The sequence below is a fragment of the Gracilibacillus massiliensis genome, assembly GCF_001458115.1.
Classification (GTDB): domain Bacteria; phylum Bacillota; class Bacilli; order Bacillales; family Amphibacillaceae; genus Gracilibacillus; species Gracilibacillus massiliensis.
In genome coordinates this window covers 431007-447612 of the sequence record NZ_CZRP01000013.1, presented here as the reverse complement: position 1 = coordinate 447612, position 16606 = coordinate 431007, and the positions used below count along the sequence as shown (strand labels likewise).

General features: G+C 35.2%; 15 protein-coding genes. 10 read left to right on the top strand and 5 right to left on the bottom strand.

What is annotated here, in order from left to right; genetic code table 11:
- Positions 1–2 precede the first annotated feature (2 nt).
- The 4 genes from BN3107_RS14535 (at position 3) to cyoE (ending at position 4260) form a co-directional block, all read left to right on the top strand.
- Positions 3–725: an SDR family oxidoreductase gene (locus BN3107_RS14535; RefSeq protein ID WP_058308362.1), complete on the top strand. Its 723-nt coding sequence runs from the start codon at positions 3–5 to the stop codon at positions 723–725.
- Positions 726–820: 95 nt separating this feature from the next.
- On the top strand, positions 821–1864 hold the full coding sequence (locus BN3107_RS14530) for an arabinan endo-1,5-alpha-L-arabinosidase (RefSeq protein WP_058308361.1): 1044 nt from the start codon (positions 821–823) through the stop codon (positions 1862–1864).
- A 674-nt stretch (positions 1865–2538) separates the two neighbouring features.
- The gene (locus BN3107_RS14525) at positions 2539–3384 is read left to right on the top strand and encodes an SAM hydrolase/SAM-dependent halogenase family protein (protein WP_148434792.1); all 846 of its coding nucleotides are present in this window, start codon (positions 2539–2541) and stop codon (positions 3382–3384) included.
- Positions 3385–3396: 12 nt separating this feature from the next.
- Positions 3397–4260 (top strand): heme o synthase, encoded by an 864-nt coding sequence (cyoE, locus tag BN3107_RS14520; protein WP_058308359.1) that lies wholly within the window; start codon positions 3397–3399, stop codon positions 4258–4260.
- Between the two features lie 197 nt (positions 4261–4457).
- Here the strand turns inward: cyoE and BN3107_RS14515 are convergent, their stop codons facing one another.
- The 5 genes from BN3107_RS14515 to BN3107_RS14495 form a co-directional block, all read right to left on the bottom strand.
- A complete protein-coding gene (locus BN3107_RS14515; protein ID WP_082631322.1) occupies positions 4458–5087 on the bottom strand; it encodes a PepSY domain-containing protein in 630 nt (209 codons plus the stop codon).
- Positions 5088–5187: 100 nt separating this feature from the next.
- Positions 5188–6540 carry an ATP-binding protein gene (locus tag BN3107_RS14510; RefSeq protein ID WP_058308357.1) on the bottom strand — a complete coding sequence of 451 codons (1353 nt, stop codon included), beginning with the start codon at positions 6538–6540 and terminating at the stop codon, positions 5188–5190.
- Positions 6540–7226, bottom strand: a complete 687-nt coding sequence (locus tag BN3107_RS14505) for a response regulator transcription factor (protein WP_058308356.1) — start codon at positions 7224–7226, stop codon at positions 6540–6542. Before BN3107_RS14505 ends, BN3107_RS14510 begins: the two co-directional genes overlap by 1 nt.
- Before the next feature lie 114 nt (positions 7227–7340).
- The gene (locus tag BN3107_RS14500) at positions 7341–8816 is read right to left on the bottom strand and encodes a methyl-accepting chemotaxis protein (protein WP_058308355.1); all 1476 of its coding nucleotides are present in this window, start codon (positions 8814–8816) and stop codon (positions 7341–7343) included.
- A 113-nt stretch (positions 8817–8929) separates the two neighbouring features.
- On the bottom strand, positions 8930–9757 hold the full coding sequence (locus BN3107_RS14495; RefSeq protein WP_077065134.1) for a MurR/RpiR family transcriptional regulator: 828 nt from the start codon (positions 9755–9757) through the stop codon (positions 8930–8932).
- A 178-nt stretch (positions 9758–9935) separates the two neighbouring features.
- On the opposite strand from BN3107_RS14495, the gene BN3107_RS14490 reads away from it, so the two are divergent.
- The 6 genes from BN3107_RS14490 to BN3107_RS14465 all read left to right on the top strand — a co-directional run bounded on the left by BN3107_RS14490 (position 9936) and on the right by BN3107_RS14465 (position 16321).
- Complete coding sequence (locus tag BN3107_RS14490; protein ID WP_058308354.1) at positions 9936–10820, top strand: hypothetical protein; 885 nt, start codon at positions 9936–9938, stop codon at positions 10818–10820.
- Complete coding sequence (locus tag BN3107_RS14485; RefSeq protein WP_058308353.1) at positions 10817–12514, top strand: ABC transporter ATP-binding protein; 1698 nt, start codon at positions 10817–10819, stop codon at positions 12512–12514. Before BN3107_RS14490 ends, BN3107_RS14485 begins: the two co-directional genes overlap by 4 nt.
- Positions 12498–13307, top strand: a complete 810-nt coding sequence (locus BN3107_RS14480; protein WP_058308352.1) for an energy-coupling factor transporter transmembrane component T family protein — start codon at positions 12498–12500, stop codon at positions 13305–13307. The genes BN3107_RS14485 and BN3107_RS14480 overlap by 17 nt, the downstream gene beginning before the upstream one ends.
- A gap of 56 nt (positions 13308–13363) precedes the next feature.
- Positions 13364–14140 carry a PHP domain-containing protein gene (locus BN3107_RS14475; protein ID WP_058308351.1) on the top strand — a complete coding sequence of 259 codons (777 nt, stop codon included), beginning with the start codon at positions 13364–13366 and terminating at the stop codon, positions 14138–14140.
- Between the two features lie 705 nt (positions 14141–14845).
- The gene (locus BN3107_RS14470) at positions 14846–15544 is read left to right on the top strand and encodes an urease accessory protein UreF (protein WP_058308350.1); all 699 of its coding nucleotides are present in this window, start codon (positions 14846–14848) and stop codon (positions 15542–15544) included.
- Between the two features lie 21 nt (positions 15545–15565).
- Positions 15566–16321: an urease accessory protein UreD gene (locus BN3107_RS14465; RefSeq protein ID WP_058308349.1), complete on the top strand. Its 756-nt coding sequence runs from the start codon at positions 15566–15568 to the stop codon at positions 16319–16321.
- The last annotated feature ends 285 nt before the right edge of the window (positions 16322–16606 follow it).

Genomic DNA, 16606 nt, shown 5'->3' with positions numbered 1-16606 from the left:
AAATGAAGGTTTTTGTTACAGGGGCAAACAGGGGGCTAGGTTTATCCTTAGTTAAAAGCGGACTTGAAAGAGGACATATTATTTTTGCTGCTGTTCGTTCCTTAGCTGATAAACAAATTGATGACTTGCAACAATTAAAGGATAAGTACGAAGGACAACTTCGAATTATACATATGGATGTAACCAACGAAAAATCTGTGGAGCATGCAGCGGAGGCAGTAAAACTTACGGATCAATATTTAGATGTGATTATAAATAATGCCGCTATTTTAAATGAGCGTGATAAAACAATCGAAGAGTTAGATATTCATGCATGCTTACAAGCTTTTGATGTAAATACACTCGGCCCTTTGCGGGTCGTTAAGCATTTTTTACCAGTTTTGCGAATGGAACGCCAGCGAAAAAAGGTGAATAACCAAGCTATTATTAATATAAGTTCTGAAGCAGGCAGTCTATCAAACGCATATAGTGGAGATTATCCTTATGGTATGACGAAGGTAGCCTTAAATATGTTAACAGAAAAGTTAAAAGTTTATTTAAAAGATGATCAAATCAATGTGATTTCGATTCACCCTGGATGGATGAAAACCGATATGGGAGGGAACAATGCTCCAAAGCTTCCCAAGGATACAGCAGACAATATTTTTGCAATTATCGAAAATGGACTGGAGATAGAGCAACGTTTTGCATTTTTAGATGATACTGGTAATCCTATGGATATTTAATTTGTTAACTAAGTTCTCTGTTTTTTAGTAAACGTATACATTTATGTTATGTAATGATATAATGTATCAGATAACTAGGAAAAGAGGATGTGAAGATGATTAAAAAAGAGGCGTGGATATCTATTATTATACTAATTAGTATTGTTGTTATCATTAATATTAATCATGATAAACTTTCTGGTTTGTTTAATGGTTCGAGTGATACATTGCTAGATATGAGAGGGGAAATCGGTGATTTTAATGAATCAGCAGGGATAGATGACCCAGTACATGATCCATCTATCTTTAAAGAAAATGAAAATTATTTCGTTGTATCAACCGGTGCAGCAAGAAACAATAGTGATCCTGGTGGTATTTTTATGCGAAAATCTACTGAAGATGTTGCAGGTCCTTGGCAGTCTATTGGTGAAATTGAAGTACCAGAATGGGCAAAAGAATTTAATGTGGCTCATTTATGGGCACCACATGTCGTTGAACAAAATGGGGTATTTTATTTATATTATGCAGTTTCTATTTTTGGCACTAATGAGTCTAGTATTGGAGTTGCAAGTACAACTACCCCATCTGATTTAGCAAGTTGGGAAGATCATGGTCCGATTATTACCTCTGTTCCAGGCCAAACAGAATATAATGCCATCGACCCCATGGTTTTTGAAGCGGACGGAACATGGTGGATGGTGTTTGGCTCTCATTTTGGTGGGATTTTTGTTCAAGAATTAACTGATAATTTAGTAGAACCTATTGGAGAAGTAAACAAGGTAGCATCTAGGCAATCGAAAAGTGAACACAATGCGATTGAAGGACCGACTATTTTTGAACGAAACGGTTATTACTATTTATTAACTTCTTGGGATAAATGTTGTGACGGTTTGGATAGTACGTATAAGGTAGCGGTTGGAAGGTCTGAATCTGTTACAGGACCTTATTTGGACTCCGAAGGTAACGAATTGCTTGAAGGTGGCGGTGACGTAATTCTTGAAAGTATCGATAATCATATTGGACCAGGTGGCCAAGATATTCTAGAAGAAGAGGATAAATACTATATGGTTTATCATTATTATGATGGTGATGCAGATGGCACAATCCGCATGCAAATCAGGGAAATAAATTGGCAAAACAACTGGCCAACTTTTCAATAGCAAAAATCCCCCGAACGATTTCAAACATAGTTCGGGGTTTTACTATTTAAACGAAGGAGTATACTACATAACTCTGTTGGTAAATATGACATTTTAGAACTGCGTAACAACTGCTCCGGCTTGTCCGTTTCCCTTTCCGCGGGTTTTTCTCCTCAGCTAACTTTTTAAGCACAGTTCGCTTAAAAAGTGGATCTTCGGATAAAAACTTCCCGCAGGAGTGGAAACGGACGCCTGCGCTTTTTTATACTCTACAACTAAAGCAAGAGAGTGCATTTTTGCTATAATCACAACTTTTGTGGTAAATATTTTAGAAATAATCCAAAATAACAGCATTTGTAATCGTTGTAGACTCTCACTGAGCGTAGGCGTCCACTTCGACTCCTAGGGGATCAGCGCGATCTGAAGATCCACTTTGTAAAGTGACCTCCTTTACAAAGTTAGCTGAAGACGCGCCCCTTGGAAAGCGAAGTGGGCAAGCCGTAGCGGTTACTACACACATACATCATGTCAAAATTTCTATCAGGTTGTGTCGTGTTGTCCTGCTTATGTTCATTTTCACTTGGCTATTGAGATTTTTATGCTTTTATTAAAATTCGTGATACGTTCGTTGACATATCCTTTCATTTCATTGTTAGATAATAGTATAATAATGCTAGATGAAGAAAGGAGTAGTCATCATGATGAATGCTTTGGTATTACAATCAGACTTTGGTATAGAAGATGGAGCTGTTAGTGCAATGAAAGGTGTTGCACACAATGTAAGTAAAGTTATACCTATATATGACAACACTCATGATATACCTCCATTTAATATATGGGAAGGGTCTTATCGACTATTACAAACAGTTGCCTATTGGCCAAAAGGAACGGTATTTGTTTCAGTTGTCGATCCAGGAGTAGGGTCTGAACGTAAAAGTGTGGTTGTACAAACGAACAATGATCAATTTATAGTAACACCAGATAATGGCACACTTACTCATATCTATTATAAAGTAGGTATTAAGCATATTCGCGAGATTGATGAAGAGGTTAATCGACTTCCCCAATCAGGGGCCTCCCATACTTTCCATGGTCGGGATATCTATGCCTATACTGGTGCAAGGTTAGCTTCAGGTACAATACCATTTGAAGATGTCGGTCAGGAGTTAATGATTAAGGATGTAGTTCGACTCCCATTTTATGAAGCAAAGCTAGAAGACCACACCATCAATGGAACCATCGATATATTAGATGTGCGATTTGGCAACTTGTGGACGAACATCAGTAGAGATTTATTTTTAAAATTGAATATTGATTATGGGGAAGCAGTTGAGATAGAGATTATTAATGATTCGCGACGAGTGTATCGAAATAATATGACCTTCGGACGGTCTTTTGCTTCCATTCATGTAGGTGAGGCCGTGCTATATGTAAATTCTTTAGATAACATGGCTATTGCTATTAATCAGGGATCCTTTGCAAAGGCTTATAATGTTGGAACGGGTTCCAACTGGAGAATATATCTTAAGAAAATCGATTAAGGGGTTCAATGGATGGCTTTATTGTTAACAGAATTAAAATATTTATTTAAAAGATTCGTATTAATAGCGAATGTATTGCCTGCTATATTTGGGTTTTTGATTGCGGTAAAATATTATAATGTTTCATTTATGGATGTTTGGCTTCAGTTATTATTATTACTATTTGGAAGTGGAATGCTTGTTGCGGGAGCATTAACGTTAAACAATTGGTTAGAAGCTGATGTAGATAAATTGATGGAACGAACCAAACAACGTCCAACCGTAACAGGAACAATCTCTTTGAGAGCTGTTTTGATATTAGGAATTGTCTTAAGTATCATAGGTCAATTTATTCTTTTTATGATTAATATTGAAGTCGCCCTATATGGATTTATTGGTTGGTATACCTATGTAGTAGTGTATACGGTTTGGACGAAAAGAAGAGTAACATGGAACACACATATTGGAAGTTTATCAGGAGCTGTTACTCCTTTAATGGGCTGGGCAGTATTTGACACAGCTTTACATCCGATTCCGCTTAGCTTATTTGCGGTAATGTTCTTATGGCAAATGCCACATACGTACGCTATTGCGATTCGTAAATATGATGATTACGCCCGTGCTGGTTTAAAAATGCTACCAGTAGTCAAAGGTTATCAGGTTACCATTTGTCGAACGAATATTTATATAGCACTACTATTATTTATTCCGTTATTTTTAGAGAATTTTCATCCGCTTTTTTATGGGGTATTTACTGTAATAAATATTGGATGGTTAATTATTGGTTTAAGTGGTTTTAAACACAACTCTATCGTGAACTGGGCTAACAAGCTATTTGTAAATTCTCTGGTGTATCTGCTAACAATTTTTATAACGTATCTTGTTTTTGTGTCTTAAAAAAAGACTGAACAAACGACGTATTAGAAGGATTATACGACACTGTAGTGGTAATTATGAGATGTTATATGTGCTTTGCAGTTATTAACTCTCAAAGATTATTTCACAGCAAAGTGTTTTGTCGCATAATCCTTTAAGTTGTGTAACAATATCTTTCAGCGTTTGTGTTTGGAGTCTCACTTTATGTTTTTTATTCTTTAGTCATCGTCGTCATCATCTAAGTCATCTTTTGAAATGGAGATGATTTCTCCTGTGTAGGCATTGATTTCAATTTCGACCTCTGCTTTTGGTGTTCTAATTTCTACTTCATAATATTTTTGTCCATCGTCCTCGTCTAGTTCAAACTCTGTAATTGTTCCTTCGTATTCAGATAATGCGATGGATTTTGCTTCTTCTTTGGTTATCAGTGTCTTGCTATCGGAATTACTTTGTTTCGTTGTGTCATCGTTTGATTGTTTTGAAGTTGTTTCTTCATTGTTATCTTTTTTATTATTGGAATCACCGCCAGTAGTATCGATTAGTTGTGATTCTTCATTATTCATGACCTTTTCTTCTAATTTCAGGATATCACCAGTTTCAGCATCCATTTTCAGCTCATATTTTCGATCAGTCCCCTCAATTTCTATCTCATAAACCTTCTTATTGTTATCCTCTTCTAATTCTAATTCAACAATCTCTCCTGAAAATTGTTTGGAAACTTTTTCTTGTGCCTCGTCCTTTGATAGATAGGCGCTTGCAGAGTTTGAAGTGAATTTCAGTGTAGCAAATATGCCACCTATTGTGACCAACACAGTTAATACAATAAAAAATGTTTTGTTTTTCATCATGGAACACTCCTTTTTTGTTGTTACTTATAGTTTATAGAGATAATCTGAGAAGACCATGAAAGAAAAATGAGATTTTGATGAGAAAACAAGAAACTTTTTCTTATTTAGGTAATAGAATTGTAAATCGTGAACCATTTCCTGGTTGACTTGAAATGATGATCGAACCACCATGTGCTTGTATGATTTGATGGCAAATTGCAAGGCCTAAACCTGCTCCGCCAGCTTTACGACTACGTGCCTTGTCAGCTCGATAAAAACGTTCAAATATATGTTTTTGATCTTCTTCAGATAAGCCTTCCCCACGATCAGTCACAGATAAACTAACCTGACTTCCCTCGTCAGCTGTTGATACTATGACCTCTTTTTCACTATATTTACATGCATTGTCTACTAAAATATAGATAGCTTGGTGCACTTTCATCTTATCAGCACAAATCTTGATTTCTTTATCGATTGTCTCATGAAAGGAAATATTTCTTTTGTAAGCAAGTGATAAAGAACGAATAACTCCTCTAGTGACGGAATTGATGTTTACCTCTTCAAAATGAAGGTTTTCTTGATTTTGATTTTTGGCTAACAACAACATTTGGTCTGTTAGGTGTTTCATTCGATCTGATTCTGAGATAATTGCTTCTGTTGCCTCATCAAATATTTCTGGTTTATCTTTACCACGACGCTTTAACAGTTCTGCATAACTTGTAATTACGGAAAGAGGCGTGCGTAATTCATGAGAGGCATCAGAGACAAATCGTTCTTGTTTCTGAATGTTTTCATCAATACGAGTGATCATTGCATTATAGCTGTGTTGCATCTCGCTGATTTCATCTTTCCCTTTCCTGTTCATCGAGAGCATTTCCCATTTGCCATCCTTAGGATTATTTTTCATCTTGTTTGTTAGGGTTTGAATTGGTTTGGTTACATAGCTAGCTAAAAAATAGCCAGCAATTAAGGCGGGAAACACCATAAATCCAGCAGTTAGGAATAAGACAATTTGTAGAGTATCTAATGTGTCATTCATAGAGTATAAAGCCTCATTCAGTTGTAGAGTCACAACAGAACCATCTTCCCAAATTAATGGCATGGTAACGACTACATAAGGTATGTCATTAGCATTTTTCTCTAGTGTTGAAGTTTCGTTCTCACTATAAGTAGCTGGCCAATTGTAAAACTCAGCTTCCTTTGAAACAGCTTGAATAACTTGATCATGATTATCAATAATGCGAATGATTCCATTAGCGGGTAAAAACGCTTGAAGTAATCGCTGATTTTCAATTTCTGCTTCGCTATTTTGTGCGATAGCTTCCATAATGTTTTCGGCATCTGCTTTGACACGGTTCATTTCACTCTGACTAACTTGATCCTCATATAACACATAAACCACACTATTGATTATAAAAATAACTAAGATCATAAATGCGCTTAAAAAGAGTTGTACTTTCGTTCTTAGTTTCATTATTGAACATCCTTTATGGTATAACCGACACCTCTTATGGTCTGTATGGTTACTGTTTGAAAGGGCTTATCTATTTTATTTCGTATATATCGTATGTACACATCGACCACATTTGTGTCTCCTGCATAATCAAATCCCCATACTTTATCAAGCAATTGGTCTCTATTGAATACTTGATTTTTGTGCTCTAATAAAAAAGTTAGCAGATCATATTCTCGAGGCGTAAGTTCTATAGCTATTCCTCTTCGATTAATATCTCTCGTTTTTAAGTCTATTGTTAAATCTTGATAGAATAGTTGTTGTTCTGCTTCAATTGTTGGCTTTTGTCGTAACTGAGTACGAATACGAGCTAATAATTCTTCTGTTTGAAATGGTTTTGTCATATAATCATTTGCTCCTAAATCAAGGCCAGATACTTTATCATGAACTTCATCACGTGCTGTCAGTAAAATAATAGGAGTTAAGGAATCTTTTTTTCGAAACCTACGCAGTAATTCTAATCCACTCATACCAGGGAGCATGATATCTAATAATATGAGGTCAAATGTTTCTTCTTGTAATAGTTGAAAACCTTTTTGACCATTATATGCAATGGTTGTTTGATAATCTTCATATCCAAGCTCTAATTCTAGAACTCTCGCCAGTTTCTCCTCGTCTTCTATAATAAGAATCTTTGTCATGGAAATCTCTCCTTTGACCTTTAATATAGCATATGTATGAAGTTATTGTGGACATAATAATAAAAGGATTAAAATGAAGATAAAAAAACACCAGGAAAATTCCCGGTATTTTTTAGAAAATTAAAATTGTTTTTTTAGTTCTTCTGAATCTTCAACAGCTTGATCCAGCAATAAGGCTAGCTCTTGATTGCTTTCTGTTAGTGTTGTAACTGTTGCGCTCATTTCTTCAAGACTTGCAGAAGCTTGTTCGATTATTGCCGCCAGATCATTTGTCGATGCTTCTACACCATTTGATTGACCTTGTACTTCTTTGGCTAAATGAGAAAAATTAAGCAGTGCATCATTAAGCGTAGCGATCGTACTTGTTAAATCCTCAAAATATCCTGTAACTTCATTAGATGTTTCCATTCCGACAACGAAGTTTTGCATACTTTTATCCATTTGTGCTACCGCCGAATCATTCGTTTCATTTAATGCAGCAAGGTTCCCAGTTATTTTCTCCGTCGTCTCACCAGTTAAATCTGCTAATTTTCTAATCTCATCTGCTACGACTGCAAATCCTTTTCCGGCTTCACCTGCACGTGCAGCTTCAATCGAAGCATTTAAAGCAAGTAGGTTCGTTTGTTCAGTGATCTCTTTAATGTTGGAAGCAAATGTATTGGTTTCTTTAATTTTGTCTGTTAATTCAGCAAATGTTTTACTTAAATCACCTATTGTTTGTTCTAAAACATGGTTATTTTGATTTAAAGTATCCATTTTTTCTTTACCTGACAGGGTTAATGTACTAGCTTGCTTGGATTCCTCATATAAATGTTGGGAGGTTTGTTCCACGACATCGATATTTTGTTTAGTATCATTTGTCGCATTGGAAATATCAGATATTTGCTCTGCCTGTGATTGGCTAGCCTGTGAGATTTCCTGAATCGTATGATTTAGGTCATCTTGAGTTTTGACGTTCTCTTGAAGCTGGTCATTCACTTGAGAAATCTTATTTAATATGTTTGTCACCGATTTTTCAACGGCCTCTTTTTGCTGCTCTTTTTGGGCACCTTCTCTTTCGGAAGCTAGTAACAAACTTTCAAGCTTACTAAATTGTTCACTAGACATTTTCATCATAAAATGAAAAACAATAACTGTTAGTAAGTAGATCAGTAATGAATATTGAAACAATTGAACCATAATTTCATTCGTTTGATCCATCTCTATGTAGTTATAAACAATAACAGCTATACCTAAGATAAAACCAGTATAAAATACTTTTCGGTCCATTTGAATAGCGGAAAATAAGCTTAAAAATATAACAATTAAAAATAAGGCAGCACTTGCGCCACTGGTCACAATAAATAGTAGGTTAGAAAGATAAAAAATAATAACGAATAAATAGGGTAAAACAACTGGTTTTTTGATGACCTTTTGTAAGATCAAATAAAGAATAATTGTTACAGCTAATTCTGAACCATAGAATGTAGCAGATACTACCTCATTAGTTGCTAGTGAGAGTGATAAACCTACTACTAATGTTATAGCCATCACAAAAAACATTAAAGTATTCTTTTTCTGTAAATCGTTGTATCTCATCGATTGAATAATTCCCATTGTCTAAACTCCTTTTCTATAGAACATGATTACCAATAGTATATAAGAATAGGAAAATTTACACAATGCAATATATATAAATAAACATAAAAAAGGTGTTTTGTACCTAATTATTACCGAGGTAGTTCTTTGAAATATCTTTTCCTTAATGTTGTTAATTGTTCTAGTCTTTCTATATGTAGAGATTGTTCTTTTAAACTTATGCCTAGAATGATATTTTCAATTAACATTGTGGGCGCAAGCATTGAATGAAACTCGTGTGCTTCTCCTCTGCTTGCAAACAGAGTTAAACTAGATAAGGAAGTGAAGTCTGCTATTAACTGATCGGTAATCATGATCGTTCGATAATGTATATCTCTTTGATAGTCTAGTATGACCTTTGCTTCTGGTAACAATCGCCCAAATGCAAAAAGTAAAATCACATCCTCTCTCTTAAAATGAATAATTTCTTCAAAAATCTCATTGCCCTGATGTGCTATTAATTGAATAGGAATTCCTAGTCGTTTCATCCGGTATATCAATAATTCTCCAAGTCCTTTTGAGGGGCCACTTGCCAATACATAGACCCTTTTAGCTCGATATAACATGTCTAAAGTCTGATTAAACCGCTGTTCATTAATATTTTCGTATGTTTCCTGGAGGAGACTTATGCTCTTTTCGATGGAGAGATAATTCGTATTTGCAGATTTATTATCCTCTACTCGTTTTATTTTGCGTGCAGGAGATACTTCTAACTCTTTTTTCATATATTGTTTAAATTCTTTCATATTATGAAAACCAATCACAGACCAGAAGCGAGATACAGTAGCGATGCTAACTCCAACTTCATCTGCAATTTCTTTTTCAGTGGAAAGCAGTACTTGTTGGAGATGTTTCGTAATGTAGTTTGCTAGTTTGGTTTGACTTTGTGTTAAATTTCGATGATCCATAGAAAATGTCATTATATTCCCCCCTTCTATCAATCCTATCAAAAATGAAATAGATAACTCTAAAAATGAAAGAAAATTTACATAATGATAATAAAAGTTAACAAATTTACATTTACTTAACTTTATTCAGAAAGTAGCTTAAAAAAGCATCATTACAATAGAGATAACAAAATAAAGGAGGTAGAAAGAAATGAGTAATCTAAACAAACGCTATACACTTACACAGTCACAAAAAATGATGGTTTTTATTTTGTCGATGTCGTTATATGGTTTATCGAACATGATTACAGAATTAGTCCCAAGTGCACAGTTAGGTCCCATTGAATTCTCGATCGAGTATTTTGCTTTTATTCCTTTGACGTTATGTATCCTGTTCCATCCATTGTATGCTGCGATTGGCGCATCCTTAGGTGAAATAATTTTTGGCGAAATTATGTTAGGTCAATTTGGTGGTTTTGGAGAGTTAGAGAAATTTATTGCTTTTTCATTAGCGATGTATGTTGCCGGAACTTTTGTAAGAGATCCGAAAAATAGAATGCAAGTTGGACTCGCAGCTATGTTAGGGGTGATTATTCATCAAGCAATTAGTGCAACAGTAGATATTTTAAAAGTATGGGTTGGTGTAGAAGAATTAGAAGCAGTCCAAGGACTCGCTGAAAGTGTGGTCATTATTGAAGGGGTTGCCTTCTTAAATGATGTATTATTCTCCGGTATTCTGTTTGCTTTATTACCAACCATGTATTTAGTGCCGAGATTGTACGGAAAGATAGAGCCATTATTAGGAATGAAACCACGAGATCGTAATGATCGCTACTCGTTAACAGAAATTATTGGGCCAAGACTAGTGGCAGTTGGAATATTGTTAGCAGCATCTGCATTTTTGTTTGAGTTTTTATCAGAGTCAGGTTTTAACGTGGAATGGGAAGCAGACTTTCTTGCCATGTTTGGCGATTGGTTTATCTGGGTTAGTCTTGGTGTGGCTTTGTTGTTATCTATTATAATAATCACTGTTATGGTTAAGAAAAAATCTTCATCTTCTCTTAAAAATAAGCAGGAGGAAAAGATTCCGTCATGACCAAACATATAGACATTAAGAATGTTACATTTCAATATCCCGGAGCAACAGAAGCTGTACTAAAAAACGTCTCATTGTCAATTGAAAAAGGTGACTTTATCGCTGTTTTGGGTGGTAATGGGAGTGGTAAATCAACATTGTGTAAGTTACTTAACGGGCTAATCCCTCATTATTATGTCGGTGATTTTTCAGGTGAAGTAATGGTGAATGAGTTAGATACTTTAAATCATAAGGTGGCCGATTTGTCTCGATCTGTAGGATATGTCTATCAGGATTTTGAAAATCAGATTGTTAGTCCAAGAGTGCTAGAGGATGCTTGCTTTGCACCTCTTCACTATGGGCTGGCAGATTTTCGCGAGCGTGGTCTGCGTGCTTTACAATTAGTAGGATTAACAGAAGTGAAAGACGCATTTGTGTGGCAATTGAGTGGTGGACAAAAACACTTATTAGCACTTGCAAGTGTTTTATCACTTAATCCGGAAATTATTATTATCGATGAACCTGTCGCACAACTGGATCCACAGCATGCTATGGTGATTTATGATATTTTAAAAGAATTAAATGAGGTGCACGGCAAAACCATTATTGTGATCGAGCATCATACAGAATTTGTTGCCAGTTATGCTAAAAATGTTGTTTTAATGGCAAAAGGGAATGTTACTTTTAAGTTGCCTGTAAAAGAAGCGTTGAATCAAGTGGATACATTATTAGCGCATCAGATTTATCCACCGCAAATAACGCAAGCAGCAATGAAAATAGGTGTAACAGATTCCTTGCCAATTACCATAGAGGAAGGGGTATCTACCTTTTCTGAAGTAGGTCCGTTGGAAGCACACACTAAACCTTCACAATCAAGAAATAAAACGATTGTTTCCTATGAAAAAGTCGATTTTTCCTATAAGACCGTTTCAAGAGACAAGAAGCAAGTCTTACATGATATTAACTGTACAATAAATGAAGGAGATTATATTGCACTTGTAGGAAATAATGGTGCTGGTAAATCCTCCTTTATGCGTTTAATAACAGGATTAGTGAAACCGGGATCTGGTGATGTGTTGATAGATGATATTAATACAAGAGATCTATCACCTGAACATTTGGCAGAGAAGGTAACCTATATTCATCAAAACCCAGAGCAAATGTTTATTGAGGATTGTGTTGATAAAGATGTAGAATTTTTCATGAAAGCAAGGAAAGTAAAGAATTATCGCAGCAAAGTAGAACAGTTGTTAGAACAATTTGAGTTAACAAATTTAGCGGATCGTGATAGCCGATTATTAAGTGGTGGGCAACAACGTAGAGCTTCGTTAGCAATCGGGGTTGGAATGAATCCAGAAATTATGCTGTTAGATGAACCTACTGCGAATTTAGATATTAGTACAAGAAAACATATTACCAGATTATTAGAAGGGTTAAAAGATACATTAAAAGCAGTCATAGTGGCAACACATGATATGCAATTAGCTTGTGAATTTGCTAATCGAATTATTGTGATGCATGAAGGACGCATCATTCATGATGGGGATCGTGAATCGGTATTTCAAAATTACCGATTATTAGAAAAAGCAGGACTCGTGCCACCACAGATTTTTTCATTTACGCAATCACTAGGTTGGGCTCAACCAGCCTATACGGTAGAAGAGTTTGCAAAGCGTTATCAAAGAGAGGAAGTCGCTAATGGAGTATACGCGTAAATTTAGTGATAAGTTATCGGTTGAGCAAGTTAAAATTGAATTGTTAAATACGGCATATGGTAATGGGGATACCTTCCTTGCAAAGTTGGATCCTCGGACATTGTTCCTTTGGTATCTTTTCTTTGGTATTTTTCCTTGGTTTATTCATAATGTATCAGTGCTAATTGGAATGTTTATCTTTATGGTGGTCACTACTTATATTGCTAAAGTAAGTCCATTGATTATATTCATTTTATGTCTTGGTTTGTTAGGGCAAGGTGGCTATTTGTTAATCGTTTCGCTGTTTTTCGGTGGAGACTGGAGTGCAATCCTTCCATTATTGGTGTTAACGATTAAATTATCCGTTATTTCTTTAGCTAGTATTACTGTTTTTTGTTCGATGAATCCTGATAAATTAAGCGATGGATTGTTGAAAATTAAAGTGCCAGGCCAAGTATCATTTAGTATCTCTTACGGTTATCGCATGTTGCCAACCTTATTAGAAGAGTATCATCATGTTTTTCAATCATTCCGATTAAGAGGGAAAGCACCAGAAAAACATGGGTTTTTATATGTTAAAACGATTGGTTATTTTGTAAAAATTGCGATGCTATCCTTTTATCCTCTGTTGTTATCGACTGCCAAGCGAGCACGTACAACAGTGGAAGCTCTAGAAACGAAAGGGAGCATGTATGGGTTTAATCATCCTGAAGTGAAAAAGTTAAAATTAGCAGGATTGAAAATGAAACATAAGGATTATTTCTTTTTAGCAGGTTCGTTTCTGTATGTGGTTGGTTTATTTGTTCTGCTATGATACTACGGATCGAATCACTAATGAAATGCATATTTTAATAGATAGGAAGTGTTTTAATGATAATCGACTTTCATAGTCATGTGAAAATCTCAAAAAAGTCAATGTTTATGCCAGCATATTTTAAGGAAATGATGGAAGAAGCAAAAAGCAATGGATTAACTGCACTAGCATTAACCGAGCATTTTAATACCACTCGCTTTTTCGATATATATCATTTTTTAGATGAAAATTATTCTTACACAGAAGGTTTTTATAATATAGAAGGATTAAAGTTGTTTCCAGGTATAGAAGTAGATGTAAAAGAAGTTGGTCATATTTTGTTAATTGGTGATCGAAAAGATGTTATATCGATTCGTAAAGAGCTTGAAGCGCATGTGCCGGAAGAAAATTTTATTCCTTTTAATGAATTGATGGACCTTGCAGACCAATATGGTGTTTTGAAAATAGGGGGACATCCTTATCGACAAAGTACACCATTAGCAGAGAACGTGTCGAAAGATCAGTTGAAAAGATTAGACGCACTTGATTTAAATGGCAAAGACTTGTATGCAAAAGGCATTGACTCTTGTAAAAAGGAATTAGAAGCTTTGGCAGATGAACTTGAATTGCCGATAGTCGGTGGCAGTGATACTCATCAATTTTTGCAATATGGAAGTATTGTCAATCAATTTGAAGATGAGTGCAGTACTAGTGATGAGTTAAAACAATTGATCACCAACAGAAAATATCAAATTCAGATTGCAGAACAATTACCTCTAAAGGTGAAATCTGCAACATTAGTAAAGAAATATATGAAAAAAGCATTGAAAGAAGCAGACTCTATAACAGCATAATTAATAAAAGAGGATGAAACATAAATATTGTTACACAATAAAAGGATTATCCGACATAATTTTAGTTGGTAACTATGAAATGGTTTGTGAGCGTAAACACCACTTCGGCTTGCCCACTTCCCTTTCCATGGGGTTTTCCTTCAGCTAACTTTTCCAAGCAAAAAACGCATGGAAAAGTGGATCTTCAGGAAAAAGAATCCCATAGGAGTGGAAGTGACCGCCTACGCTAGTGGGGCTCTACAACTATTGCAAATGCTAATATTTTGGATTGTTACACTTAGACGATAAATCAGCTTATATTTAACATTTATAAGTAATCTAATGATAAATTGATGGGAAATAGTGAATACGCCAACATGATTATTCTTGCTTTAGTTGTAGAGCATTAAAAAGCGCAGGCGTCCGCTTCCACTCCTGCGGGATGTTTTTATCCGAAGATCCACTTTGGTAAGTGGTCTTTGCTTACCAAAGTTAGCTGAGGAGAAAAACCCGCGGAAAGGGAGGAGGACAAGCCGGAGCGAGTGCATAGCACATATAATATCTTCATAATTACCACTACAATAGTGTCGTATAATCCTGCTCATACGCATAAAAATTCTTTTCTCCCAATCTTGTCTTATACCTAAATAGCAACAAACTGATCTAAAGTTATTATAAATTCTTAAGCAATTGCTATGATATAATTATAGTGATTGGGGGGATTGGATGAGTACAAAAGATTCAAAGAAGTTATTACATTTACTACATACACACCATTCATCTTTTTTGAAGAGTCAAGTAGCGCATGCTATTGGAATGGAAATGTATATCCGGTCCAAACAAATTAATTCCAAAGAAGACCTAGCATCATTTTGTAATAGTTACATAGGAAATTATTTAGTATATAACGATACCATTATTATTAAAGAAATATTTCTTCAATTAAGAAAGAACGATTGGGAACAGGTTGTCTATTTAGCTGAAATTTATAATGCACGAAAAAATGTTTTAGAATTAAAAAAGACAAGTCGACAGGCAGGTAACCGATTATTAGATCGACTTTTAACGATCCAATCATCGCCTCTTTTAGAAAAATGGCAAAAGGAAATCAAAGAAAAGGATCTATTAAATCATTATGTAATTGTTTATAGTATCTATGCTTATGAGCAAGGGTTTGATCTATATTCTACAATTGAAACATATCTCTATTTTTCATTAAGCAATCTTGTGCAACATGCGGTGCGAGCGATACCGGTAGCACCTAAAGATGCTGAAAAAGTAACACTGGAGGCACTAGATGAAGTCGATCAAGCAACAGAAATGGCGATGACTCTATCATTTAAAGACATGAAGAATAACGCCATTGGCTTAGAAATTTCAGCTATGCAGCATAAATATCTTTTATCAAAATTGTTTATATCTTAATACAAAAAAATGGAGGTTGCTATGGTAAAAAAACAATTAAAAGCTAGGTTTCAAAAAGTAAATCTTCTTGACTATCAAAGTGAGCCTCCACTCCATATCGAAAAGACGGATAAGAAGCATCGAGTATTTACCAGTTATTCATTGGATGGATGGAATGAAAGTGAAGTACCGATTGACATCCATTTTACAGTGAAAAAGGCATCTAATATTAGGTTCAAACACCAGCTTCAGCCAGATGTTGTACCTAATGAGCAAATGATAGATTTGCAATGTGATATTGAAGAAGAGGCATTATTATTTTTTGATCAACGAGAAGTGATTCCAAGTAATAATAGTAATATTAACGAACATATAAAAATAAACGTAAAAGATGATGCTGAATTTATTTGGGCAGAAATTATTCATCTAAATCCGTCTGTGAATTATCTTTACCAGTCTTTAATGGAAATATGGAATGATTCGCATTGTATTTCCTACGATCCTATTCAATTTTCTTCTCAACAAGAAATAGCGCTTGCTCATCATGGCTTGACGGAAGATTTTCCTTATATGGCGTCGATTTGGTATATTTCACCAGATCCACCTTTTGATGAATGGGATATTCAGCAACGTCTTTCTCAAGCGAAGCACCACCGGGCTGGAATGACGGACATTGATGGAAAAGGAATACTGATCCGCTGGTTATCAACAGATTTATCCTTATTAAAACAAGAAGTCGATGACGTATTAACATTCTTCGATGAAAAAATTACAGAATTACGAAAATGGCGAGTATAATGAAAGTTAGAAGTAAACCTTCTAGCTTTTTTTGTAGTTTAACTATTTACTCCGTTATATAACTAAACATCGAAGTACCTGTTACTGCTCACTTTGAAATTTTGATGAGTGGAATGCAAAAGCTCCGTCCATTTACTTCGCTTTCTGCGGGCGTCACCCCAGCCTCCTCAGAAAAGCAAAAAGCGCTTTTCCTGCGGGGTCTTCGGAAGACGCTGATCCCGCAAGAGTCTTCGTATATGGACTACGCTTTTGGTAATGCTCTACAAATAAAGGAACTGTTAAAAT

Excerpts from the sequence above, each read along its gene's own strand:
- BN3107_RS14465 (WP_058308349.1), top strand. The coding sequence starts at position 15,566 with ATGGTAAAAAAACAATTAAAAGCTAGGTTTCAAAAAGTAAATCTTCTT.
- BN3107_RS14475 (WP_058308351.1), top strand. The coding sequence starts at position 13,364 with ATGATAATCGACTTTCATAGTCATGTGAAAATCTCAAAAAAGTCAATG.
- BN3107_RS14495 (WP_077065134.1), bottom strand. The coding sequence starts at position 9,757 with ATGACATTTTCTATGGATCATCGAAATTTAACACAAAGTCAAACCAAA.
- BN3107_RS14470 (WP_058308350.1), top strand. The coding sequence starts at position 14,846 with ATGAGTACAAAAGATTCAAAGAAGTTATTACATTTACTACATACACAC.
- BN3107_RS14510 (WP_058308357.1), bottom strand. The coding sequence starts at position 6,540 with ATGAAACTAAGAACGAAAGTACAACTCTTTTTAAGCGCATTTATGATC.
- BN3107_RS14535 (WP_058308362.1), top strand. The coding sequence starts at position 3 with ATGAAGGTTTTTGTTACAGGGGCAAACAGGGGGCTAGGTTTATCCTTA.
- BN3107_RS14485 (WP_058308353.1), top strand. The coding sequence starts at position 10,817 with ATGACCAAACATATAGACATTAAGAATGTTACATTTCAATATCCCGGA.
- BN3107_RS14480 (WP_058308352.1), top strand. The coding sequence starts at position 12,498 with ATGGAGTATACGCGTAAATTTAGTGATAAGTTATCGGTTGAGCAAGTT.
- cyoE (WP_058308359.1), top strand. The coding sequence starts at position 3,397 with ATGGCTTTATTGTTAACAGAATTAAAATATTTATTTAAAAGATTCGTA.
- BN3107_RS14490 (WP_058308354.1), top strand. The coding sequence starts at position 9,936 with ATGAGTAATCTAAACAAACGCTATACACTTACACAGTCACAAAAAATG.
- BN3107_RS14515 (WP_082631322.1), bottom strand. The coding sequence starts at position 5,087 with ATGATGAAAAACAAAACATTTTTTATTGTATTAACTGTGTTGGTCACA.
- BN3107_RS14530 (WP_058308361.1), top strand. The coding sequence starts at position 821 with ATGATTAAAAAAGAGGCGTGGATATCTATTATTATACTAATTAGTATT.
- BN3107_RS14500 (WP_058308355.1), bottom strand. The coding sequence starts at position 8,816 with ATGGGAATTATTCAATCGATGAGATACAACGATTTACAGAAAAAGAAT.